This is a genomic window from Nocardia sp. CA-120079 (assembly GCF_050955745.1).
Taxonomy (GTDB): domain Bacteria; phylum Actinomycetota; class Actinomycetes; order Mycobacteriales; family Mycobacteriaceae; genus Nocardia.
Genome location: NZ_CP192088.1, coordinates 9,531,210 through 9,554,561, shown reverse-complemented (window position 1 = coordinate 9,554,561; position 23,352 = coordinate 9,531,210). Strand labels below are relative to the sequence as shown.

The 23,352-nt window shown below is 65.7% G+C and carries 18 protein-coding genes; 9 read left to right on the top strand and 9 right to left on the bottom strand.

All coding sequences use genetic code 11. The features are described from left to right. Nucleotides 1-2: 2 nt before the first annotated feature. The 4 genes from ACQPYR_RS43020 to ACQPYR_RS43005 all read left to right on the top strand — a co-directional run bounded on the left by ACQPYR_RS43020 (nt 3) and on the right by ACQPYR_RS43005 (nt 4,320). Complete coding sequence (locus tag ACQPYR_RS43020) at nt 3-1,115, top strand: MlaD family protein (RefSeq protein ID WP_433625945.1); 1,113 nt, start codon at nt 3-5, stop codon at nt 1,113-1,115. Continuing rightward, nucleotides 1,112-2,218 carry an MCE family protein gene (locus ACQPYR_RS43015; RefSeq protein WP_433625943.1) on the top strand — a complete coding sequence of 369 codons (1,107 nt, stop codon included), beginning with the start codon at nt 1,112-1,114 and terminating at the stop codon, nt 2,216-2,218. The genes ACQPYR_RS43020 and ACQPYR_RS43015 overlap by 4 nt, the downstream gene beginning before the upstream one ends. After that, nucleotides 2,215-3,393 carry an MlaD family protein gene (locus ACQPYR_RS43010; RefSeq protein ID WP_433625941.1) on the top strand — a complete coding sequence of 393 codons (1,179 nt, stop codon included), beginning with the start codon at nt 2,215-2,217 and terminating at the stop codon, nt 3,391-3,393. Before ACQPYR_RS43015 ends, ACQPYR_RS43010 begins: the two co-directional genes overlap by 4 nt. Before the next feature lie 183 nt (nt 3,394-3,576). Beyond that, nucleotides 3,577-4,320, top strand: a complete 744-nt coding sequence (locus tag ACQPYR_RS43005; protein ID WP_433625938.1) for a hypothetical protein — start codon at nt 3,577-3,579, stop codon at nt 4,318-4,320. Nucleotides 4,321-4,423: 103 nt separating this feature from the next. Here ACQPYR_RS43005 and ACQPYR_RS43000 read toward each other — a convergent pair whose 3' ends face one another. The 7 genes from ACQPYR_RS43000 to ACQPYR_RS42970 form a co-directional block, all read right to left on the bottom strand. Next, nucleotides 4,424-5,002: a ribonuclease H family protein gene (locus tag ACQPYR_RS43000; RefSeq protein ID WP_433625936.1), complete on the bottom strand. Its 579-nt coding sequence runs from the start codon at nt 5,000-5,002 to the stop codon at nt 4,424-4,426. Nucleotides 5,003-5,012: 10 nt separating this feature from the next. Next, entirely contained in the window at nt 5,013-5,483 is a 471-nt protein-coding gene (locus ACQPYR_RS42995; RefSeq protein WP_433625934.1) for an SRPBCC family protein, read from the bottom strand. 150 nt (nt 5,484-5,633) lie between these two features. After that, nucleotides 5,634-6,812, bottom strand: a complete 1,179-nt coding sequence (lhgO, locus tag ACQPYR_RS42990; protein WP_433625931.1) for an L-2-hydroxyglutarate oxidase — start codon at nt 6,810-6,812, stop codon at nt 5,634-5,636. A gap of 19 nt (nt 6,813-6,831) precedes the next feature. Continuing rightward, nucleotides 6,832-7,539 carry a hypothetical protein gene (locus ACQPYR_RS42985; protein WP_433625929.1) on the bottom strand — a complete coding sequence of 236 codons (708 nt, stop codon included), beginning with the start codon at nt 7,537-7,539 and terminating at the stop codon, nt 6,832-6,834. A 349-nt stretch (nt 7,540-7,888) separates the two neighbouring features. Next, nucleotides 7,889-8,674 carry a TIGR03084 family metal-binding protein gene (locus tag ACQPYR_RS42980; protein ID WP_433625927.1) on the bottom strand — a complete coding sequence of 262 codons (786 nt, stop codon included), beginning with the start codon at nt 8,672-8,674 and terminating at the stop codon, nt 7,889-7,891. A gap of 130 nt (nt 8,675-8,804) precedes the next feature. Beyond that, nucleotides 8,805-10,160: a hypothetical protein gene (locus ACQPYR_RS42975; RefSeq protein WP_433625924.1), complete on the bottom strand. Its 1,356-nt coding sequence runs from the start codon at nt 10,158-10,160 to the stop codon at nt 8,805-8,807. 186 nt (nt 10,161-10,346) lie between these two features. Further along, the gene (locus ACQPYR_RS42970) at nt 10,347-10,796 is read right to left on the bottom strand and encodes a MerR family transcriptional regulator (protein WP_433625921.1); all 450 of its coding nucleotides are present in this window, start codon (nt 10,794-10,796) and stop codon (nt 10,347-10,349) included. 184 nt (nt 10,797-10,980) lie between these two features. On the opposite strand from ACQPYR_RS42970, the gene lon reads away from it, so the two are divergent. After that, nucleotides 10,981-13,323 carry an endopeptidase La gene (lon, locus tag ACQPYR_RS42965; RefSeq protein WP_433635416.1) on the top strand — a complete coding sequence of 781 codons (2,343 nt, stop codon included), beginning with the start codon at nt 10,981-10,983 and terminating at the stop codon, nt 13,321-13,323. Nucleotides 13,324-13,430: 107 nt separating this feature from the next. After that, entirely contained in the window at nt 13,431-15,104 is a 1,674-nt protein-coding gene (locus tag ACQPYR_RS42960; protein ID WP_433625918.1) for an FAD-dependent monooxygenase, read from the top strand. 261 nt (nt 15,105-15,365) lie between these two features. Here the strand turns inward: ACQPYR_RS42960 and ACQPYR_RS42955 are convergent, their stop codons facing one another. Then, a complete protein-coding gene (locus ACQPYR_RS42955) occupies nt 15,366-15,965 on the bottom strand; it encodes a DUF1707 SHOCT-like domain-containing protein (protein ID WP_433625916.1) in 600 nt (199 codons plus the stop codon). A 118-nt stretch (nt 15,966-16,083) separates the two neighbouring features. Between ACQPYR_RS42955 and ACQPYR_RS42950 the strand changes: the two genes are divergently transcribed. Together ACQPYR_RS42950 and ACQPYR_RS42945 are read left to right on the top strand one after the other, a co-directional pair. Further along, entirely contained in the window at nt 16,084-17,154 is a 1,071-nt protein-coding gene (locus tag ACQPYR_RS42950) for a DNA polymerase IV (RefSeq protein ID WP_433625913.1), read from the top strand. Between the two features lie 53 nt (nt 17,155-17,207). Next, the gene (locus tag ACQPYR_RS42945) at nt 17,208-18,203 is read left to right on the top strand and encodes an oxidoreductase (RefSeq protein ID WP_433625911.1); all 996 of its coding nucleotides are present in this window, start codon (nt 17,208-17,210) and stop codon (nt 18,201-18,203) included. A 42-nt stretch (nt 18,204-18,245) separates the two neighbouring features. Here ACQPYR_RS42945 and ACQPYR_RS42940 read toward each other — a convergent pair whose 3' ends face one another. Continuing rightward, on the bottom strand, nt 18,246-20,126 hold the full coding sequence (locus tag ACQPYR_RS42940; protein WP_433625908.1) for an ABC transporter ATP-binding protein: 1,881 nt from the start codon (nt 20,124-20,126) through the stop codon (nt 18,246-18,248). Between the two features lie 282 nt (nt 20,127-20,408). Here ACQPYR_RS42940 and ACQPYR_RS42935 point away from each other — a divergent pair, with 282 nt between their 5' ends. Further along, nucleotides 20,409-23,171, top strand: coding sequence for an FAD-binding and (Fe-S)-binding domain-containing protein (locus tag ACQPYR_RS42935; RefSeq protein ID WP_433635415.1), 2,763 nt, complete (start codon nt 20,409-20,411; stop codon nt 23,169-23,171). Nucleotides 23,172-23,352 lie beyond the last annotated feature (181 nt).

Here is a 23,352-nt window from a genome sequence, read left to right as displayed (position 1 = left end):
TGATGCGAATCAACCTGCGCCTGCCGAATCTGCGGCGGGTGGCCAAACCACTGATGATCAGCGCCGCGGCCCTGGCCATCGGCAGTTGCTCGCTGGTGCCGAGTTCGGTGAACAGCGCACTGGGGAACACGATGACGATCACCGCGGATTTCGAGAACATCGCGGGTGTCTTCGAGGGCAATCCGGTCACGGTGCTCGGCCTGCAAGTCGGCAAGATCGACAAGATCATTCCCAAAGGCACCCTGGTCGAAGTGCATATGACGATCGACAAGGATGTCAAGATCCCGAAAGACGCGATGGCCGCGATCATTTCGCCGTCCATCGTCACCGACCGCCACGTCGAGCTGACCCCGGTCTACACCCAGGGCGAGACCATGTCCGACGGCGCGCATCTGCCCAAGGCGAAGACCAAGACACCGGTCGAGCTGGACACGATGCTCAAGACCATCGATCAGTTCGCCGCCGCGCTAAAGCCGGAACCGGGTACCGAGGGCATCGGTCCGCTGTCGGGTCGGGTGCTCTATCCGATGTTGAACGGCAACGGTGAGAAGATGCGTGACACCCTCAACGCGCTCTCCAGCGCATTGAAGGTCGGCGTCGACAATAAGGACGCGGTCTCCAGCATCATCGTCAAGTTGAACGAGCTGACCACGATGTTGGCCGAAAACGACCAGTCCGTACGCGATTTCAGCAATCGGATTACGCAGATGACCGGACTGCTCAGCGATCAGGCCCCCGGGCTGGAGGCCACACTGCGCCAGCTCAACGACTTCCTGGCCAATACGAGTTCGGTCTTCGTGCAGTACCAGGATCAGCTGGGCAGTTCGCTGGAGGGTCTGACCAAGGTGACCGATCAGTTGCGTGCCAATGCCCGCGGCCTCACGGAGGTCGTCGACATCGCGCCGCTGCTCATGCAAAACCTGGACCGGTCGATGAACCGGGAGTTGGGCTACGTCCGGCTGCACGGCAACCTGCCGACCTTCCTCAACGGTGAACTGCTGAGCGTGTTCTGTGAACGGATTCAGATGCGTTCGGATGGCTGCCGCACCGGCAAGCTCGAGGATCTCGGTCCGGACCTCGGTATGACGGCGGCACTGTTGGGGATGACCAAATGAGCGACCGGTTCACGATGAAGGCCCGCCGCACGCTGCTCGCGTTGGCGGCGGCATCCGGGGTGGCCATCACCTCCGGCTGTGGTTTCACGGTGGAGAAGCTGCCGCTGCCGAAACCGGGCTTGGCCGGTGAAACCTACACCGTGCACGCGAAATTCGAGAATGCGCTGAATCTGCCCGATCAGGCGAAGGTGAAGATCGGTGGCTCGGATGTCGGTGTGGTCTCCAATATCCAGACCAAGAACTTCGAAGCCATTGTCGATCTGAAGATCAGCAAGGACATCGAACTTCCCGTCGGCAGTACCGCGGAACTGCGCCAGGCCACCCCGCTCGGCGATGTGTTCATCGCGGTGTCCAAGGCCAAGGCGGATCCGGGTGCGCCGCCCCTGCACGACGGTGACACGCTGGGCCGGGACAAGACCTCGGCGGGCGCCACCGTCGAGGAGCTGTTGATCTCGGTATCCATGTTGTTCAACGGCGGTGGCGTGGCCGCACTGACCAAGCTGACCTCGGAGATGGATTCCATCGTCGGTGGTCGCGGCGATCAGATTGCGCATCTGGTCAATGAAATGACCGGCGTGGTCGGCAGTTTGAACGAAAACAGCGCCCGGGTGGACAGCGTGCTCGCCCAGTTCAGCACGTTGGCCAACACCATCGAGAGCAGGCACTCGGAATTGGGGCAGGTCGCCGATTCGTTGCCGCAGATGATCGGTGCCATCGCGGAGAACAACCGGGCCATCGGCGATCTGTTGCAGAAGATTTCGGTGACCAGCGCGGCGCTCGGCGACTATGCCAACACCTCAGGCGACCAACTGGGCGACCTACTCGACAATGTGCACAAGCTGATGAACGCGCTGTCGCAGACCGAGCAGAACTTCGGTCCCGCATTGGATGCGCTGCACGAAATACGAGGCCCGCTCGATGCGTCCTTCCGCGGTAACAGCCTCGCGGTCTACGCCACCGTCACCAATATTCACAACTTCAGCCTGTTGTCGGATCCGGCGCAGGGCAAGTTCTTCGACGGCCGCGACCTCAGCGACTTCGCGGGCAGCCTGATCACCGTCCTGCAGGCGATTCAAGGACGACTGCAGGGGGGGCACCGATGAGTTGGCTCGGCAAATTGATGCAGCGCAAGATGCTGCTGTCCACTATCGGCCTGGTGCTGGTGTTCGTCGTCGGGGCCAGTTATCTGCTGGTGAGCGTGATGCGGGTGAATCCGCTGAAGTCGACCTACGCCGTCACCGTGGATCTGGACCGCTCCGGTGGTCTGCAGCCGGGCAACGATGTGACCCTGCGGGGCTATCGCATCGGCAAGGTGACCTCGATCGAGTTGGTCAATCGCGGACAATCCATCGCCGCGAAGACCGAAATCGACGCGAAGTACAAGATTCCGGCCGACACCAAGATCTCGGTGGGCGCGCTCTCCGGTGCCGGTGAGCAGTACATCGACTTCCGGCCGAATTCCGAGCAGGCGCCGTACCTGAAGGACGGTTCGGTCATCGAATTCGATGTGGAGAAGATCAAGACCCCGACCCCGATCTGGTCGGTGCTCGACAACTCCAGCGCGCTGATCTCCCAGATCGATCCGGATAAGTTCAGCGTCATCCTGGCCAACCTGGACACCGCGCTCAGCGGCGGCCCGGATCAGTTGCGTGGCATGGTGAACGGCATCAGCCTGGCCATGGCCGGTTTCGACAATCTGCTGCCGCAGACCCAGAATCTGATCACCAACCTGCGCACGATCGCGAACACCACCTCGATGGCGCAGCCCGATCTCGCGACGCTGACCCACAATTCGGGTCAGCTGTTCGACCAGTTCAACAATGCGAACGGTGAACTGCAGGCGGTGCTGGAGAAGGCGCCGGGACAGCTGACCAGTCTCGGTGCGGTGCTGGACAAAACGGCCGATCCGATCACCAGTCTCGCCGCCAACTTCGCGGCGATGACCCGGGCCGCGCAGCTGCGGATTCCGGCGCTGCAGGCGCTGTTCCCGTCCCTGAACATCGGGTTGTCCGCCGCTGGTGTGCCGGCGCACGACAACGAATTCCACGCTGTCGCGGATATCTGGGTTCGGCCGATCTGCCAGTACAAGCACACGCCGATCCGCAACGAGGTGATCCAGGACGGTTCGTTGCCCAAGTGGAACTACTGCGAGAACCCGCCGCCCGGACTGCAGGTGCGCGGTTCGGCGAATGCGCCGCGCCCGAATGTTCCGGACAATGGCGCGCAAATGCCGCCGGGCGCGGATCCGAATGAAATGACCCCGCCGCCGCTGCGGTGAACCCAACACTGCGGTGAGTTGACACAGCGAGCGGTACGTATTCGACGGTGAGTTACCCCGGCCCTGGCGTGCGATCCCGGGCCGGGAATACTCCCCCGCAGAGTGCGAACGGTTCGTCTGATGCGGACCGACAAGGCAATATCGGTGCGCTCGGGTGCGCCGGGAAAGTGCAGGATTGTATCGATGTCCACTGATGATGCCGGCGCCGAGAACCAGAACTCGGATGCGCCGAAAGAGGACGCCAAGGCCGACGCGCCCGCCGAGGACAAGACCGTCGAGATCGGGAAGTCGGGTGATGCGGTAGCCGCGGCGCCGACCCCGGCAGCCCCGAAGTCCGAGCCGAAACAGGCGGCGGACACGTCGGCCAAGGGCGCCGCGCAGCCGGTTCCGCGCAATGGCGGCAAGGATCGCGGCGCGCTGGTGCCGATCGTCGCCGCATTCGTCGCCGGTGTGCTGCTGGTCGCGGCGGTGACCGCCGTTGTCGTCTTCTACCGGCAGGCGAGTAATCGCGGCGATGAGCTGGACGCGCACGAGGCGGCCACCGCGGCGGCGTGCGAATACGGCAAGCTGATCTCCACCTACGATCCGCAGACCATCGACGAGTACCTGAAGAAGGTGGATGCCGCGTCGGCCGGTGACTGGAAGGATCAGTTCGCCAAGCTCGGCCAGGACCTCAAGGGTGTCGTCATCGACGCCAAGGCCACCTCGTCCACCTACGACATGCAGTGCGGCTTCCAGTCCGGCGATACCGAGCACGCGAATGTGCTGGTGGTGATCGGTCAGACCACCACCAATGTGAATATCGCCGCGGCGAACAAGCCGCCGAGCAAGGTGGAGCTCGTGGTGGTCGCCGGTCTGAAGAAGGTCGGCGACAAGTGGCTGGTCGACAAGTTCGATCTGCCCATCCTCAAGCAGATGGGCAACTGATCGGATCAACTACTGGTGAAAAGCGCCTCCGGGCGGGTGGGAATGGCACCACCCGCCCGGAGGTCTTTCCGGCGGTCTTGCGTCCGGTCGCGCCGGGCGTGACTCAGAACAGGGTCAATGCCTGAGGTGCTGGCGCGACCGGCTTCCCCGCTGACCGCGGCCGGGCGGATCTTGTGGTCTTGTCGGAGGAGTCCTCGAGCACCGGCGGTAGCTCGGGCAGTTCCGCGGTCGGGATCTCACCGGCCGCCGCGGAGGCAGCGGCCTGTCTGGCCGCCTCGCCCGCGAGGGTGTCGGCCATTTCGTTGAAGTAATTGCCGACGTGTCCGCGCACCCAGCGGAACCGGACCGGTCCCGGCCGGGAGGCGATGGCCCGGTCGATCTGCTTGATGAGTTCCACGTTCTTCACCGCGCCGCCGCTGGCGGTGCGCCAGCCGTTGGTCCGCCAGCCGAAGATCCACTCCGAGGCGCATTTGATCGCGTATAGCGAATCGCTCTCGATGAACAGCGGTTCCTCGCCGGGATGGGCGAGTACCGCCTCCAAAAGCGCGCGCAACTCCGCGACCTGGTTGGTTCCGGTGGCGGCTCCCCCGCTGCGTGAACCGCCCTGATGATTGACCCAAGCCCAGCCGATGGCGCCGCCGGGATTGCGGAGGCAGGATCCGTCGGTGCTCACGATGATCATGGATGGCACCCTACGCAATCCGACCGACAAGATCGGTACCGTGGAATTCCTCTATCTCCCTTCGCAACTGGGATTCGGTGCGGCGCAGTGCCGAGCGCACGGCGGAATCCACCAGGCGCAGGCACAGCCGACCGAAGAGCCCACTCGGTGGAGCGTACTCCGCTTGCGAGGTCAGTACCGAGCGTCCGTAGCCGAGCGGGTCGAAGCGCAGCGTCAAAGTTCCTGATAACTGGCCGCGCAATGTGTAGCCGATCACCACATTGCGCCGATATTCGGTGATCTCGCATTCGATGGTCGGCCGCCACAGTCCCAGCCTGATCCGCGTCGTGAAGATCGCACCGAGACCCTGGTCGAGCTCGTCTTTCGGCTCGAACGCGGCGACGGCGAACATCCAATCCGGCACGAACTGATGGTTGTCCGTATAAGTGAAGGCCACCTCGACCGGGGCTCCGACGTCGCTCGCGTACTTGATGTGGCCCATAGGGCCCCTCCCTGTTGGCTCCGCTAAAAGTACTACAGCTCTCCTCTTTATTCGAGGGGTTGCCGGGAATTTGGTTGGCGGACTTACCACATTGATGACCGGGTGGTCGCTTGGTTTGCTGGAACGCGCAACCCAGCTAACTCGGCGGGGTCACAGTTGGTCGACGATGTATTCGGCGATCGGCATGGCGGAGGTCGCCGCCGGTGACGGTGCGTTGAGCACGTGAATCGAGCGCGGTGTGCGTTCGATCAGGAAGTCGTGCACCAGGGTGCCGTCGCGCAGTACCGCTTGCGCGCGGATCCCCGCCTCGCGTGGTCGCAGATCCGCGATCGTGAGATCCGGGCAGTACCTTCGGCATTCGGCCAGATAGCCGCGTTTGAACAGAGAGTTGCGCAACTCGCGCAGTCCGGTGCGCACATTGGCGCGGGCCACCCGATGGAAGCCGGGGAAACCGAGCACCGCACGGGCATCGCGGGCGTCGAAACTGCCCTTGCGGTAGCCCTCCCTGGCCAGGCCGAGCACCGCATTGGGGCCGACGGTCAGGGTGCCATCGATCATCGGGCTCAGATGCACCCCGAGGAAGGGCAGATTCGGATCGGGAATCGGATAGATAAGTGTGCGCACCAGCCCGGATCGGCTGGGCGGCAGCTGATAGTACTCGCCGCGGAACGGCACGATGCGGAAATCGGTTTGCAGACCGGCGAGTTCGGCCATCCGGTCGGCCTGCAGGCCCGCACAGACCACCAGGGTGCGCGCCGTCCAGGAACCCGCGGGACCCGCCACGGTGACCGCATCGGCGGTTTCGGTGAGCGCGGTGACCTCGGCATTCAGCACGATTTCGGCGCCCGCGGCCCGGACCTCCTCGGCGAGTGCGTTGGTGACGCGGGTGAAGTCGATGATGCCGGTAGCGGGCACGAACAATGCGCCGACTCCGGTGACATGCGGTTCGCGGCGAGTCATTTCGGCAGTGTCGATGAGTTCGACATCGACGCCGTTGGCGACCGAGCGTTCGTGCAGCGCGAGCATCCGCCGGTATTCGGCGGCATCGGTGGCCACCAGCAGTTTTCCGCACACCTCGAACGGAATGCCCTGTGCCGCGGCGAATTCCTTCGTCCAGGCGGCGCCCTTTCGGCACAGCCGCGCTTTCAGACTGTCCGGCGGGTAGTAGATGCCGGAATGGATGACGCCGCTGTTGTGTCCGGTCTGATGGGTCGCGAGTGCGTCGGCCTTGTCGACGAGCACCAGGCTCGCACCCGGATGACGTCGCAGAATCCGATGCGCCGTCGCGACTCCGACGATCCCGCCCCCGATGACACAGAAGTCGTACATGGGACGCAGCGTAGGCGGACTAGACCGCGACGGTGTGCTTCGCCGTCGTCATAGTCGCATTCGGGGTCGCGTCGACGGTTTCTGACGTAGCCGAATCTTCCACGGTCGCAGCATGTTCAGTGCCCGGCGCGGGATTGCGATCGAGCCGCAGGCCGTGTTCACCGAGGGTCGGATCCGTAAAGGTGAATATCACTTCGCCGTTGTGCGTATCGACCTCGGTGCGCAACCGGGTGACGCCATCCGGATCGGCGTGGATGCCGAGCCGGTCCCGAGCCGGTTCGGTGAGCAGGAAATCCGTCAGTGCCGTCAGCGCGTTGGTGTCCACCGTGAAGGCGACGGAATTCGCGCGTCCCGGTGCCACCTGCGCGCCGACATAGGCGGTGCCGAGGCGCAGTCTGCCGCTGATTCCGGCGGAGGCAGGCGAATCTGTATGGACCTGAGAGATTTTCACGGTGCCGCCGCTGGATTCCGCCGGGAAGCGGCCGAATTGTGCGGGCAGATCACGAGTTCCACCGGTCAATATGGCATCGGAGAGCACCGGTCCGTGGTCGATGTCGCTATCCGGAATCCGCACCGCAGGCGGTGCGGCCACGTCGTTGGTGGCGTGCTGGGTGTCGGCCATCTGGTGGACGATGTAGGCCCCCGCGGTAACGGTGAGACTGAGACTAGCGGCGCCCGCGAGCACGATGGCGGCATGCCGAGCGATCTGGGCAGGCTTATGTGCCACGATGCGTTCCTTTCCGTCCGCCCCTGATCCCCTCACCGCGCGGCCCGCATCGTCGAAAGCCGTACGCTTGTCCAGGTTACAGGGGCGGCCGCAGGTGGCACCGCATGGGCGAGATCAGCATCACAAAGCCGGGTGATATCCGCGATGCCGAACCCGAGCCGAATTGCGTCGTCAATGTTTCTACAAGCTGACCAGCGGGTAAATACACTTAGCTGGCGAGCGTCATTCTCGACTGCCACATCGAGACACCCGGCCAACGGCGTCCGGCCGACACGAACGGCGCACCCAAGTGTGGCGCTCGCCCGCACCTAAGAATTCCGGCCGGACCCGGTGGTTCGGATGCGGCGGGTCAGGCGAACTGGCCCGCCGACCGCCCGTCACCCGTCGGCCCCGCGAAAGCCTGTGCGATGGAGAGCCATTCGGCGGCGTCCGGGCCAATTGTGCTCAGCGCGAGATCGTCACGGTGCCGGCGCTGCGTCACCAGCAGGCAGAAGTCGAGTGCCTGACCGGTCACCCGCTGCGCGGCATCCTCGGGACCCCAGGACCACACGCTGTCGTCCGGTGCGGTGAGTTCGACCCGGAATTCCTCGGCCGGCACGGTCTTACCGCGCACGGTGTAGGCGAAGTTCCTGGTCCGCACGCCGATATGGGCGACCGTGCGCAGCCGGGCGGTCGGTGTCCTGGTCAAACCGAGTGCGTCGGCGATGTCCTGGCCGTGTGCGAAGGTCTCCATCATGCGCGCGCTGACCATGGATGCCGGGCTCATCGGCGGTCCGAACCACGGCAGTTTGGTGCCGGACGGCAGCGCGCGCAGCGCCTCGATCAGACCGGCGCGGCCGCGGCGCCATCGGTCGAGCAGTTCGGCGGCGGGTGTGGTGGCCGCTTCCTCGGCGGCCTCGTCGACGAAGGTGAACGCCTTGGGGCCCGCGTCCTCGACCAGCTTCGCGAAACCGTCCGGGTCGGTGGCGGCCAGGGCGGCGACCTCGTCGGTCCAGGCCAGATGGCCGATCTGATGGGCGATACTCCAGCCGGGCGCCGGTGTCGGCGCGGACCAGTCCGGCAGCGGGGCGACGATTTGTTCCAGTTCCGCGCAGTCGTCGGCGAAATCGCGCAGGAGCGCGTCTAGGTCGGCCATCAGATCCCTGTCCCGTCCAGGCGCACTGCTTCGTACACCATCGCGATCCAGCATCGCAGCGGGCTCAAAAAAATGCAAGCATGCGTGCTTGTATTTGGCGCGGGCTCGCCGCCGACCGGATTCGGGCCGGTTACCAGCCGAAAATCGTCAGGTGGGCGGCGCCGACCAGCACGCCGAGCAGTGCGCCGTGCAAGTACAACAGCCAGGCATCCTGCTCGACCGAGGCGTAGAACATCTCCATGAACTCCCCCGGGGTGAGATGCTGGAGCTTGCGTGCGGCGAACTCATCGATCTTCTTGGCCTGTTCGAGGGTGAACGCCTCGTCCGCGACCAGGCTGGGAGCCAGCCCGACCGCCGCGCCCGCGGCGCCGACCTTGAGATTGTCGAACTGGCGGCGGCCGAAGGCGACGCGCACGATCGAGGTGGTCGGGCCGAGTTGGCGATGGATCTCATCGGAGACCAGCCGCTCGATCAGCTGCCTGGTCTTATCGCCGTTCGGACCATCGAGCAGTTCCTTGGACAGGTTCGGCAGCGTCAACACCTGATAGGCGAGGATATGCGCGAGATCGGTCGCCGCCTGCGGCTGTCGCTTGGCCAGCAGCGCCTGCTTCCACAAATACTTGTAGCGCGGTTGCGGATCACCCGGTTCGAAGACCATTTTGACCGCGATGACATTCACGATCACGCCGATCGCCGCCGAGGCCAGCAGTACGATCACCCAACCCGGCACCCAGCCGAACACCGGAATGGTGTGGTGCACATGCATATACAGCGCGAGCAGCAGGCCGAACGGCGCACCGAGCAGGCCGATCCGCACCATGAAACGCAATTCGGGGGCGGCGATGGTGGTGGTCAGATCCTTGAGGATGTACGGGTTTTCCTGCAGATACCGAATGACGAAGGTTTTGATATCGATGAGCTGGTCCACATTGTCGCCGAGCGATTCGAAGGCCCGCCGGGTCAATCCGGGCAATTCCCGATCCACCCGCTGATAGATGACCTGTTTCATCGCCTTCGGCACCCCGCGCCACAGGTCCGGATTCTCCCGGTACATCACCTCGTCGACGAGCGGTTCGACCTGTTTGCTCGCGAGTATCGCGATGTAATCGGCAATACTCTCCAGATCCAGTTCGTGGATGAAATCGCGCGGACTGCCGATGCGCATCAGCGCCTTGTCGACACAAATGCTCGCCATCTTCTCGGCGCGCGCCGGAATGAATCCCTGGAATCCGAGCCGGCGGCCGTCACCGGAAAATGTCGGCAGCACCTGGACCCGGCGCGGAAAGTACGGATACAACACCTGGAGGCCAGGAATCCGGATTCCGCGAAAAATGACCGGCCAGAACAGCATCAGCACACCGGTCCAGTTGGTGAGCCAACCGGCTAGCGCACTGAAGATCGGAAAGGTGATCAGATCGACGGAGAACTTGGACAGACCGGTCAGCTGTTCCCAATCGATGAACACTCCGGAGGTGAGTGTTGTCATCGTCGGGTCCCCCTAGTGCCGCCCAGGTGTGAGATATCTAGTTGCCAACATTCTCATTGGCTCCGATGAGGTGTCAATGCGGGACCAAGCCCCGGCGCACAGTCGGTCCAGATGCAGGATGACCCACCCGAAGATGACCAGCGTCGCCACAGGTCCGCGACACGTTTGTCATTGCCGACGGATGTATCAGCCCGGGGGTGCGGTGAAATCGCGGTCGCCGATTGCGATTCGACCCCGATAGATATCGAGCTTGCGGTCGATGAGGGCGAGATTCTCTTGGATCTCGGCGAGTTTGGCGACGACCTCGCCGCGATGCGCCTCCATCAGCGCGATGCGTTCGGGCTCGTTGCCGTTTCCGGCGGCCACGAGTTCGGCGTAGCGACGCATGGTCTGGATGGGCATTCCGGTGGCTCGCAGCCTGGCGCATACGTAGATCCAGTCCAGGTCCAGCTGGTGGTAGCGCCGCCGCCCGCCGGCGGTGCGGTCGACGGGGGTGATGACCAGGCCGGCGCGTTCGTAGTAGCGCAGAGTGTGCACGCTGACCCCGGTAAGACGCGCGGCCTCACCGATACTCAGCCCGTCTGGATTGTGGCAGCGAACAGGTCCGGAAACCGGCCGCGCATCGACTTCGAACACACTCTGAATTCTACTGCCGCAGCGAACGCTGATCGCTCTGAGCGAACGTGGGCGGCGGTGTGGAACAAACGTGGAAGGCCCGGGGTTGACTGGACATCGCTCAACTTTTGGAAGGGTCGAACGCGTGACTACACCACAGAACCTGCCGGTGCTGTTCCTGACCGATCCGATCGTGCTGCCGGGCATGGTCGTGCCCATCGAACTGGACGAATCGGCGCAGGCCGCCATCGACGCCGCGCGCGCCGCGAATACCGACGCGGTGCTGCTCGCGCCCCGATTGACCGAGGGCTACGCCTCCTACGGCGTCGTCGCCACCATCGAACAGGTCGGCCGGATGCGCGGTGGCGCGCCCGCCGCCGTGCTGAAGGCCGAACGGCGCGCCAAGATCGGTCACGGGGTCACCGGGCCGGGCGCCGCGCTGTGGGTCGAGGCCGAACCGGTCGAGACGCCCGCCGCCGACGGTCGCACCAAAGAGCTTGCCGCCGAATACAAGAAGCTCGTCGTTTCGGTGTTGCAGCGCCGCGAGGCCTGGCAGATCATCGACGCGGTCAATCAGCTGACCGATCCGTCGGCAATCGCCGACACCGCGGGCTACGCGCCGTACCTGACCGCCGACGAGAAGCGTGAGCTGCTCGAAACCCCCGATACCGCACAGCGTTTGACCAAACTGATCGAGTGGACCAAGGCGCATATCGCCGAGGCGGAGGTCACCGAGAAGATCAGCGAAGATGTCCGCGAGGGCATGGAGAAGAGTCAGCGCGAATTCCTGCTGCGCCAGCAGCTCAATGCCATTCGCAAGGAACTCGGCGAGGACGAGCCCGACGGCGCCGACGACTACCGCACCCGGGTCGAGCAGGCCGATCTGCCCGATGACGTGCGCGCCGAGGCATTGCGCGAGGTCGGTCGACTGGAGCGGGCCAGCGATCAGAGCCCGGAATCCGGCTGGATCCGGACCTGGCTGGACACCGTCCTCGACCTGCCGTGGACCGTGAAAACCACCGACAGCACCGATGTTTCGGCCGCCCGCGCCGTGCTGGACGCCGATCACCACGGCCTGGACGAGGTCAAGGATCGCATGGTCGAGTACCTGGCCGTGCGCTCCCGCCGCGCCGCGCGCGGACTCGAGGTCGTCGGCGGACGTGGTTCCGGCGCGGTGCTCGCGCTGGTCGGTCCGCCCGGTGTCGGCAAGACCTCGCTCGGTGAGTCGGTGGCACGGGCCATGGGCCGCAAGTTCGTTCGCGTCGCCCTCGGTGGTGTGCGCGACGAGGCGGAGATCCGCGGTCACCGGCGCACCTACGTTGGTGCGCTGCCGGGCCGGATCGTGCGTGCCATCAAGGAGGCGGGATCGATGAATCCCGTTGTCCTGCTGGACGAAATCGACAAGGTCGGCTCGGACTTCCGCGGTGATCCGGCCGCGGCACTGCTCGAGGTGCTGGATCCGGCGCAGAACCACACATTCCGCGACCACTACCTGGATCTGGATCTGGACCTGTCCGACGTGCTGTTCATCGCGACCGCGAATGTCCTGGAGACCATTCCCGGCCCGCTGCTGGACCGCATGGAAATGATCAGCGTCGACGGTTACACCGAGGACGACAAGGTGGCCATCGCCCGCGACTTCCTGGTGCCACGGCAGCTGGAACGCAATGCGCTTACCGCCGAGGAGGTTTCGATCACCGACGAGGCATTGCGCGAGGTGGCGGCCAACTACACCCGGGAAGCCGGTGTGCGGCAGATGGAGCGGTTGATCGCGAAGGCATTGCGCAAGGCCGCGACTCGGCTGTCCGAGGACGGAACTGGTTCGGCCGACAATGTAATTTCGCTGGGTTACGACGCCGAGCTGGGTTACGACGCGCTGGCGTCGTTGACCATCGATCTGGAGAACCTGAAGGACTACCTGGGTCGTCCACGCTTCACCCCGGATTCGGTGGAACGCACCGCGGTCCCCGGTGTGGCAACGGGTTTGGCGGTCACCGGTCTCGGCGGCGATGTCCTCTACATCGAGGCCAATGGCGCCGAGGGCGAGCGCGCGCTCACCCTGACCGGTCAGCTGGGTGATGTCATGAAGGAGTCGGCGCAGATCGCCCTCACCTACGTGCGCTCGCACCTGGCGGAGATCGGCATCGAACCGTCGGTGCTGGATCGCAATATCCACATCCACTTCCCGGCGGGTGCGGTGCCGAAGGACGGGCCGTCGGCGGGTGTCACCATGGTCACCGCCCTGGTGTCGCTGGCGCTGGGTCGGCAGGTGCGCGCGGATGTCGGCATGACCGGTGAGGTCACGCTCAACGGCCGGGTGCTGCCGATCGGCGGGGTCAAGCAGAAGCTGATGGCCGCGCAGCGTGCGGGTCTGAAGACGGTGTTCATCCCGGCTCGCAACGAGCCGGACCTGGACGACGTGCCCGCGGAGGTGTTGGCCGCCCTGGATGTGCGCCCGGTCGCCGACGTGGCCGACATCCTGGCCTACGCCATCGAGCCCGTCGCCGAACCGGCCCTGGGCGCCCCCGCTTTCGCGGCGAGCGCCTGATATTCGCCTCGAACGGGCCGTACCTGCGGGTACGGCCCGTTTCGTATGCATGCTCGCCGTGACCGCGACGCAAGGACGGTGCAAGCCCGGGCGCACACGATCGTGGCATGACTTCTACGCAGCGGATTCCCGTTCTCGTTGTCGGCGGCGGCTTGGTCGGACTGTCGGCCGCGCTGTTCCTCGAATATCACGATGTCCCTTATGTTCTCGTCGAAAAGCGAACCAAGCCATCGGCGTTGCCGAAGGCGCGCGGCCTGCACACCAGGACCACCGAGTTGTTCCGTCAGGTCGGCGTCGAGGGGCGGGTCCGCCAGGCCTCCGAAACCGCATTGCGGGCGGGCAGCTTCGGCGGCGCGAGCCGGGGCACCAGCCTGATCACGGCTGAGCCACTCGACCTGAGTCACTTGCGGTCGGCAATGGCGGCGGCCGATCCCAGCCCGTCGCAGTTCTGCTTCCTGCCCCAGGTACTGCTCGAGCCGGTGCTTGCCGAGCAGGCCCGCGAACGCGGTGGTGATCTCCGATTCGGAGTCGAGCTCATCGATTTCGAGGCCGACGACGCGGGTGTCACCGCAACCCTGCGTGCTGAGTCGGGTCGCAGCTCGGTTATCCGGGCCGACTACCTCATCGCGGCCGACGGTGCGGCCAGTCCGATCCGGCGGGCATTGGGTGTCGCAGGCTGGGAGCTGCCGCCGACGCGTCACTACATCAACGTCTTTGCGCGGACGGATCTTACGCAGGTGCTGGGCGGTCGCACATTCAGCCAATGCGAGATCAGCACCGACACCGTGCGCGGACTCGTGTTGTCCAAGAACAACACCGACGAATGGTCCTTCCAGCTCGAATACGACCCGACCCGTGAGACGGTCGCGGACTATCCGGACCAGCGCTGCATCGAACTGGTCCGCGCCGTGATCGGCGTGCCCGATATCGAGGTCGAGGTGCTGGCGCGAAGCGCTTGGGACACCGGAAGTTTCGTGGCCGACGAGTATCGGCGCCGCCGGGTCTTCCTCACCGGTGACGCCGCCCACCGGCACGCGCCGTGGGGTGGTTTCGGCGGCAATACCGGTGTCGCCGACGCGCATAATCTGGTCTGGAAATTGGCCGCCGTGCTGTCGGGTACCGCCGGGCCCGCGCTGCTCGATTCCTATCAGGTCGAACGGTGGCCACGCGCGATCATCGCCGCCGAACAGGCCGATCTGGGAGACGACTTCGAAACCCGCTACGGCATCGAAACCCCCGACAACGCAGACATTTTGGCGCGTCGGTTGGATTTCGGGGCGGTCATGTCGCGGTTCCGGTACGCGTCGAGCGCGGTATCGCGCAAACCCGCGGATTGCGTCGAATGGGTCGAGCCGCATGTCGATCGGCTGACGGGGCAGGTCGGAACGCGACTGCCGCACCTGTGGCTCGACGCCGAGCACACCACCTCGACCTTGGATCTCTGTGGACCCGGTTACGCGCTACTGATCGCCGGAAAGTCGGCTGCCTGGCGCGATGCCGCGGCCGATGCGCAGCGCGAGACCGGTATCGAGATCGCGGTGCACGGCTTGGGTAGCGAATGGGGTGCCCGCACCGAGCTGCCGCAGGGCGGTGCGCTGCTGGTGCGTCCGGACGGACATGTGGCCGCGCGCTCCGATGCGGGTATGTATCCCCGGTCGTTGGTCACGACGTTGCGTTCGCTCATGGGTTGGTCGGCGGATGCTCGGCTGCCGAGTTCGCGCTCGACCGAGCGCGCATTGCCGTGGGCGACTGCGCACAGGGCGTCCGGGCGCTCGGCATAGATTTCGCACGCGACGACGGCCTGACGCGTCGACCGGTGACGGTGGCCTCCCCGCGCAGCCGGGTACCGGCGGCGGACCGCAGGTAGGTGAGGGTAAAGCCGTTGCTAGTGCCCCGTCCGGACAGGTTGCCGCGCTATCCGGTCCAGCCCGGCTCGCCGAGCGCAGTCGAAACGCGGCACGACACGGCCCGCGGCAACGCCATATGACCTCAGAAGCCAGCTGGACGTGGCACTAGCGTCCGCCGGATGGAGCGGGGAACGGTCAAACGGTCGGGCGGGGTCGGCGCAGCAGCCAGGCCGACAACGATCGCCGCGGGAGCCGCGGATACTTCGCCACCACGGCCCCGGAGCCGATCTCCCCGTCGACTCGGAGCAGCGGCGATCCGGGCAGACTGCCCTCGGTCACCTTGTTCTTGACGGTACCGCTGCTGGCTTGCACCCGATCGAGGTCGACCCGCCAGCCGCGCGGCACGATCAACTGGACCCTGCCGGAACCAACGGCGACATGCACCACGACCTCGCGATGCGGGCACAGTGCCTGCGTGAAGTCGATTTTGATGCCGCCGGAACTGCATTCGGCCGTGATCTCGGCGGGGACGATCCACGCGCCGTCCTTCACCCGCGCCCCACTGCCGGTGCGCAGTTCGATGGGTTCGCGCGCGGCGGCGATCACCGGCAGATCGGCGGTGATGGCGACCAGTTCCTGAGCCGTCTGCGCCGAATAGACCGCGACCAGCCGTTTGTCCAGCTCGAGCAGATCGAGTTGCCCCTCGTCGACGGCGAGTTGCAGCTGCTTGGCCGCGACCGCGCGATCGATATCGCCGACCCGAACCGCGGGCAGGTTCTCCGGTGCGTCGGTCATGCGGCTCTCCCCTTGCTCGTCCTGACGGAGATCGTACGGACGGCTCGTTTCCGAGTCGACTACGGACGTTCGTGGCCAATTTCGGCTGCTTGTCATGGTCATGCGGTAAGACCTATGTATGCCCAGGTGGCTGCTGCACGTCGATCTCGACCAGTTCCAGGCGGCGGTGGAATTCCGCCGCCATCCGGAGCTGCGCGGCCTGCCGGTCATCGTCGGCGGCAATGGCGATCCCGACGAACCGCGCAAGGTGGTGACCTGCGCGTCGTATCCGGCCAGAGCATTCGGGGTGCGCGCCGGGATGGCATTGCGCTCGGCCAAGCGCAAATGTCCCGACGGGATCTTCCTGCCGCTGGATATGGCCACCTATGAGGAGGCATCCGAGGAAGTCATGGCGTTGCTGCGGACCTTTCCCGGCCGCGTCGAGGTGTGGGGCTGGGACGAGGCCTTCCTCGCCGCCGACACCGACGATCCGGAACGGCTCGCACGCGAAATCCGTAGCGCCATCGCCCAATTGGAACTGACCTGCGCCATCGGCATCGGCGACAACAAGCTCACGGCCAAGCTGGCGACCGGTTTCGCGAAATCCGCGGGCAAGTCCTCCGCCGCGCCCGCCGATACCGTCGGCGCGGCGGCGGGGATCTTCCGGCTCACTGCCGCGAATTGGGTCGAGGTGATGGCACACCGTCCGACGAATGCGCTGTGGGGCATCGGAAATCGGATCGCCGCGCGGATGGCCGAACTCGGCATCGAAACCGTCGCCGACCTGATGGCCGCCGATCGTCGGCGCCTCGCCGCCGAATTCGGTCCGAATACCGGCCCATATCTCTGGGTGCTCGGCCACGGTAAGGGCGATACGGATGTCACCACCGAGCCGCGAATTCCGGTGGGCCGCAGTAAATCCGAGACCTTCCCACACGACCTGACCGATCCCGAGGAGATCCGCGCCCAGGTGGCGCGACTGGCCACTGAGGTCGGCGAGGAGATGTCCGCCGCGGGTCGCACCCCGCTGCGCGTCTCGGTGACCGTCCGCAGCAATACCTTCTATACCCGCAGCAAGCAGGAGAAACTACCCGAGCCGACCACCGATATCGCGGCCATCGTGGAAACCGCCCTGCGCATCATCGACCGGTTCGAATTGGATCGCCCGGTGAGGCTGCTCGGCGTCCGCCTCGAACTCGTACCGCAATAGCCGGCGGCGAAGATCCACCCCCGCCACCGGCCGACGCTCGTATGCTCGTCGGCATGGAGTTCTGGGCGATGGTGGCACAAGAATCGGACAGCGGGATCGTGCTCACGCGGCAGCAGGTCAACGAGGACTTCCTCGGGCCGGGTGAGGTCACGATCAAGGTGCACTACTCGAGCGCGAACTACAAGGACGGGCTGGCGATCACCGCGGGCGGCGGCGTGGTCCGGAAGTATCCGATCATCCCCGGCATCGATATCACCGGTGAGGTCGTCACCTCCGAGGTCGACGATTTCGCGCCCGGTGATCAGGTGGTGGCGCACGGCTATGACATCGGCGTTTCGCATCATGGCGGCTTCGCCGAGTATGCGAGGGTGCCCGCCGACTGGGTGGTCGAGCTCGACGGTCTCAGCACCCGAGACGCGGCCGCGGTCGGTACCGCCGGTTTCACCGCCGCACTCAGCGTGCAGGGGCTGCTCGATCACGAACTCACCCCGGATACCGGTGCGGTGCTGGTCACCGGTGCGACGGGCGGCGTCGGCAGCGTGGCCATCGATATTCTGTCGGGCCTCGGCTTCGAGGTGATCGCCTCCACCGGAAAGACCGATGCGGGTGATCGGCTGGCCGAACTCGGCGCGAACGAGGTGATCGGTCGCCTGCCGGAGGATCCTGATGCGAAATTGCGTCCACTGTCCAAGGCCACCTGGGCCGGTGCGGTGGACAGTGTCGGTGGCAAATCCCTCGCCTATATTCTCAGCGCGATCGGCTATGGCGGTGCGGTCGCGGTCAGCGGCCTGACCGGCGGACCGGATCTGCCGACCACCGTCATGCCCTTTATCCTGCGCGGCGTATCGCTGCTCGGCATCGACTCCGCGTACGTCCCGATCGACAAGCGCCGCGCGATCTGGGCACGACTCGCCAATGAGCTGCGGCCCCAGCACCTTTCGACGATCGAGAACTTCGCGCCCATCACCGAGGCCGAGCGGGTCCTGCACGCCATTCAGCACGGCAGCCACTCCGGTCGCACCGTATTCGGCGTCGCAGGCGAATTCTGACAGTACGCACCGAAGCCCGGTTCGAGCCGGGCTTCGGTGCGCTCAGGCCGCGACTTCGACCGGCTCGTCCGCGAACTGCGTGCGGTACAGCTGCGCGTAGCGTCCGTCGGCGGCCAGCAACTGGGTGTGCGTGCCGCGCTCCACGATTCGGCCGTCCTCGAGCACCAGGATCTGGTCGGCGGCCCGAATGGTGGAGAGGCGATGTGCGATGACCAGTGCGGTTCGACCTTCCAGCGCTTCGGAAAGCGCCTCTTGGACAGCGGCTTCCGAGGTCGAGTCCAATGAGGCGGTCGCCTCGTCCAGGATCACCACGCGTGGTTGTTTGAGCAGCAGACGGGCAATGGTCAGTCGCTGGCGTTCACCGCCGGAGAGACGGTAGCCGCGTTCGCCGACGACGGTATCCAGACCGTCCTGCAGTGACGTCACCAGCTCACGCAGCCGAGCCCGCTGCAACGCGTCCCACAGCTCGGCCTCGGTGGCCTCGGGTCGAGCCAGCAGCAGATTGGCGCGGATGGTGTCGTGGAACAGGTGGCCGTCCTGGGTGACCAGGCCGACGGTGTCCCGGATCGAGGTCGTGGTCAGCTCGCGCACATCGGTGCCGTTCAGCCGCACCGCACCGCCGTCCACGTCGTAGAGCCGGGAAACGAGCTGGGCCACAGTGGATTTCCCGGCACCGGAGGAACCGACCAGTGCGACGAGCTGACCGGGCTCGGCCCGCAGCGAAACATTGTGCAGCACCTCGACCCCGCCGCGGGTATCCAGCGTCGCGACATCCTCGAGCGAGGCGAGCGACACCTTGTCGGCCGACGGGTAGCCGAAGGTGACGTTGTCCAGTTCCACCGCGACCGGACCAGCGGGCACCGCGACGGCATCCGGTGCGTCCTCGATCAGCGGTTTCAGATCCAGCACCTCGAAGACCCGCTCGAAGCTCACCAGCGCGGACATGATCTCCATCCGAGCGCTGGCCAGTGCGGTGAGCGGTGTGTAGAGCCGGGTCAGCAGCAGCGAAAGCGATACCACCGCACCGGCATCCAGTTGGCCGCGCAGCGCGTACCACCCGCCGAGTCCGTAGACCAGAGCCAGTGCCAGCGCCGAAACCAGGGTCAGCGAGGTGACGAAAACCGTCTGCAGCATCGCCGTGCGCACCCCGATATCGCGCACCCGACGCGCGCGGAGTGCGAATTCGTCCGACTCCTGCTGCGGCCGTCCGAACAGCTTCACCAGCGTCGCGCCGGGTGCGGAGAACCGTTCGGTCATCTGGGTGCTCATCGCCGCATTCAGGCCCGCGGCTTCGCGCTGCAATCCGGCCAGTCGATTGCCCATCCGCCGGGCCGGAACCACGAATACCGGCAGCAGCACCAGCGCGAGCAGCGTGATCTGCCAGGAGATGCGGACCATGACGGCGAGGGTGAGGGCGAGGGTGACCAGATTCGTGACGACACCGGAGAGCGTGTCGCTGAACGCGCGCTGCGCGCCGATCACATCGCTGTTCAAACGGCTGACCAGCGCGCCGGTGCGGGTCCGGGTGAAGAACGCGACCGGCATCCGCTGCACATGGTCGAACACGGCCGTGCGCAGATCCAGGATCAGCCCCTCACCGATCCGCGAGGACAGCCAGCGAATGATCACCCCGAGTGCGGCATCGACCACCGCGAGCCCGCCGATCAGGACGGCGAGGGTGACCACGACGCGCGCCGCGGCGCCGCCGACGATGTCGTTGACCACCCGGCCGGCCAGCACCGGCGTCGCCACCGCGAGCAGTGCGGACACCACGCTGAACAGCAGGAACGCAGCGATCCGGCGGCGGTGCGGCCGCGCGAACCGCAGAATGCGCTGCGCGGTCGCGAGCCGGAACGGCCGCTGCTCCTGCGGCGCGTTCGCCCGCCGATACATCTGGCTCCAGGCCACCGATTCGATACTCACCGTGCTGCTCCCTCTCGCTCCCCGCCCATCGAACACCTGGCCACCGACACTAAGACCTCAACAAAGGTTGAGTGCAAGCCCATTCCGCAAGGATTCCGCGCACAGCGAAACCACCGCACCTAGTCCGTGGCACCCGCCACATGGTGCGGATCCGGCAATGGTGTCCGGATCAGGACATGAGTACCGATTCGAAGCAGAGTACGGATCCAGACAAAGGGTCCGGATGTGGCGCCGGTGGTCGGGGATGTGCGTGCATAGGCTGGTGGGGTGAGCGAGGACCAGATGTCGCATGCGTTGCGTCGCAGGATCGCGGGTGAGGTCGACGCGTCCTTGCGTCGGCGCGCCGAGTACTCCTCCGATGCGTCGAATTATCGGGTGCTTCCGGCCGCGGTTGTCTTTCCGCGCGAGGCCGAGGATGTGGCGCGCACGCTCGAATTCGCCCGGGGTAATGGGCTGACGGTTACCGCGCGGGGTGCGGGGACTTCGGTGGCGGGCAATGCTGTCGGGCACGGGATCGTGCTGGACTTCAGTCGATATATGAACGGCATCGGTGAGCTCGATCCGCAACGGCGCATCGCACGCGTCCAACCCGGTGTCGTCCTTGCCGAATTGCAGCGAAAGGCCGGCGTACACGGGCTGCGCTTCGGGCCCGATCCGTCGACGCAGAATCGGTGCACGCTGGGCGGGATGATCGGCAACAATGCGTGCGGACCGCATGCGGTGGCATGGGGGCGCACCTCGGATAATGTGCGTGAGCTGCGCATTCTCGACGGGAAGGGAGCCGAGCGCACGCTGGCGGCCGACCCGTCCGTAATTCCCGGCCTGCCCGAATTCACCAGGGCCGGTCTCGCGGTGATCCGCACCGAACTCGGCCGATTCGATCGGCAGGCATCGGGCTACGGTCTGGAACATCTACTGCCGGAACGTGGTTCGGCGGTCGCGAAGTCATTCGTCGGCACCGAGGGGACCTGCGGGTTGCTGCTCGAAGCAACGGTGGATCTGGTCCCGCTGCCGCGGGCCACCGTGCTCACGGTGCTCGGCTATCCCGATATCGCGACGGCCGCAGACGATGTCGCGGCGGTCATGGCCTGCGACCCGATCGCGGTCGAGGGTATCGATGCGCGACTGGTCGATATCGTGCGCGTACACCGCGGGGCCACCAGCGGTGTGCCGGAACTGCCGCGCGGTAGCGGCTGGCTGTTCGTCGAGTCCGTCGGTGATACGCCCGCCGAGGCATATGCCGCGGCCGAGCAGCTCTGCCGAACCGTCGGTGCGCTGGACTCCAAGATTGTCACCGATCCCGGTGCCGCCGCAGCACTTTGGCGCATTCGAGCCGAAGGTGCGGGCCTGGCCGGTCGCACTCCGGCGGGTCATCCGGCCTGGCCGGGCTGGGAGGATGCGGCCGTCCCACCGCAGCACCTCGGTGCGTATCTGCGCGATTTCGCCACGCTGACACAGGACCACGGCGTGGATGGACTGCTCTACGGTCACGTCGGCGACGGCTGCATTCACGTCCGTCTCGATCTGCCGATTGCCGATGCGCCGCAACGCTTTCGGAACTTCATGCAGGATGCGGCCGAACTGGTGGTCCGCTACGGTGGCTCGCTCTCCGGTGAGCACGGCGATGGCCGCGCCCGCTCGGAATTGCTCTCGATCATGTACTCCCAGGACGCGCTCGACGCATTCGCCGGGTACAAGGCGCTTTTCGATCCGGATGATGTGTTGAACCCGGGCGTCCTGGTTGCGCCGCGCCCCATCGATGCCGACCTGCGTCTGGTCGGAGTGCGGCCGATCGGCGCGGCCGGTTTCGCATTTCCGCATGACGACGGCGATATCTCCACGGCCGTGCATCGCTGCGTCGGAATCGGCAAATGCCGCGCCGACACCCGCGCGACCGGTGGTTTCATGTGCCCGTCGTATCTGGCCACCGCCGACGAGAAGGACAGCACCCGCGGCCGGGCGCGGGTCCTGCAGGAGGTGGTGCGTGGCGCACTGCCCTGGTCGTCCGAGGCGGTCGCAGAATCGCTCGATCTGTGTCTGTCCTGCAAGGCATGTCGCTCCGACTGCCCGGCCGGGGTCGATATGGCGACCTACAAATCCGAGGCGCTCTACCGCCGCTACCGGCACCGCCCGCGTCCCATCGATCATTACTCTCTGGGATGGCTGCCGCGCTGGCTCGGTGTCGCGGGTCGTATGCCGCGAGCGGCGAACGCGCTGGCCGAAGTCGGGTGGCTGCGCCGGATCGCCTTGCGCACGGGCGGAATTGATCCGCGACGTGCGGTACCGCGACTCGCCGACCGCGGTTTCCGCAGGAGCCGGCACGACCGTGCGGATTCGGACGGGGCACCCGAAGTGCTGCTGTGGATCGATACCTTCACCGATGCCTTCGACCCCGAAATAGCACAGGCCGCAGTACAACTGATCGAATCCCTCGGCTACCGAGTCCGGATACCGGGACGGCGCGTGTGCTGCGGGCTCACTTGGATCAGCACCGGCCAACTCGACGGCGCTCGGGCCCGGCTGCGCGCGACACTGACCGAACTGGATGAGCATGTGCGCGGCGGCGGCATCGTCGTCGGCCTCGAGCCGTCCTGTACCGCGGTCCTGCGCTCGGACCTGCCGGAACTGCTACCGGACGACCCGCGCGCGGCCGCTACCGCCGCCGCCGTGCGCTCACTCGCCGAATTCCTTGCCGAACAGCCGAACTGGCGGCCGCCACCGCGACCGGGACAGTCGGTGGTCGTCCAACCGCATTGCCATCACCATGCCGTAATCGGCTTCGACAAAGATCGCCAACTATTAGCCAGCATGCAGTTAAATGTGACAGAGATCACCGGCTGCTGCGGCCTGGCGGGAAACTTCGGAATGCAATCCGACCACTACGACATTTCGGTCGCCGTCGCCGAGAATGGCTTGCTCCCGGCACTACGGAATGCCGACGAAGATTCGATCTTCATAGCCGACGGGTTCTCGTGCCGAACCCAGGCCATGCAGCTGAGCGGCCGCCGAGGCCTACACCTCGCGCAATTCCTGCTCGGCGAATGAGCCTCAGCTGCCGAACGGCAGCGTGCCGGACGGAATCTGGTAGCCCGAGCTGCCCGCGGAAACCGCACCCCAGGCATTGAGCAACCAGTTGAGCGCGTTGGTGATCATTTCGTACCTCCATAATGGCGACTGCCAGCTGTTTGCCGAACGCATCAATATCGCCACACCAATTCTTGGCGTT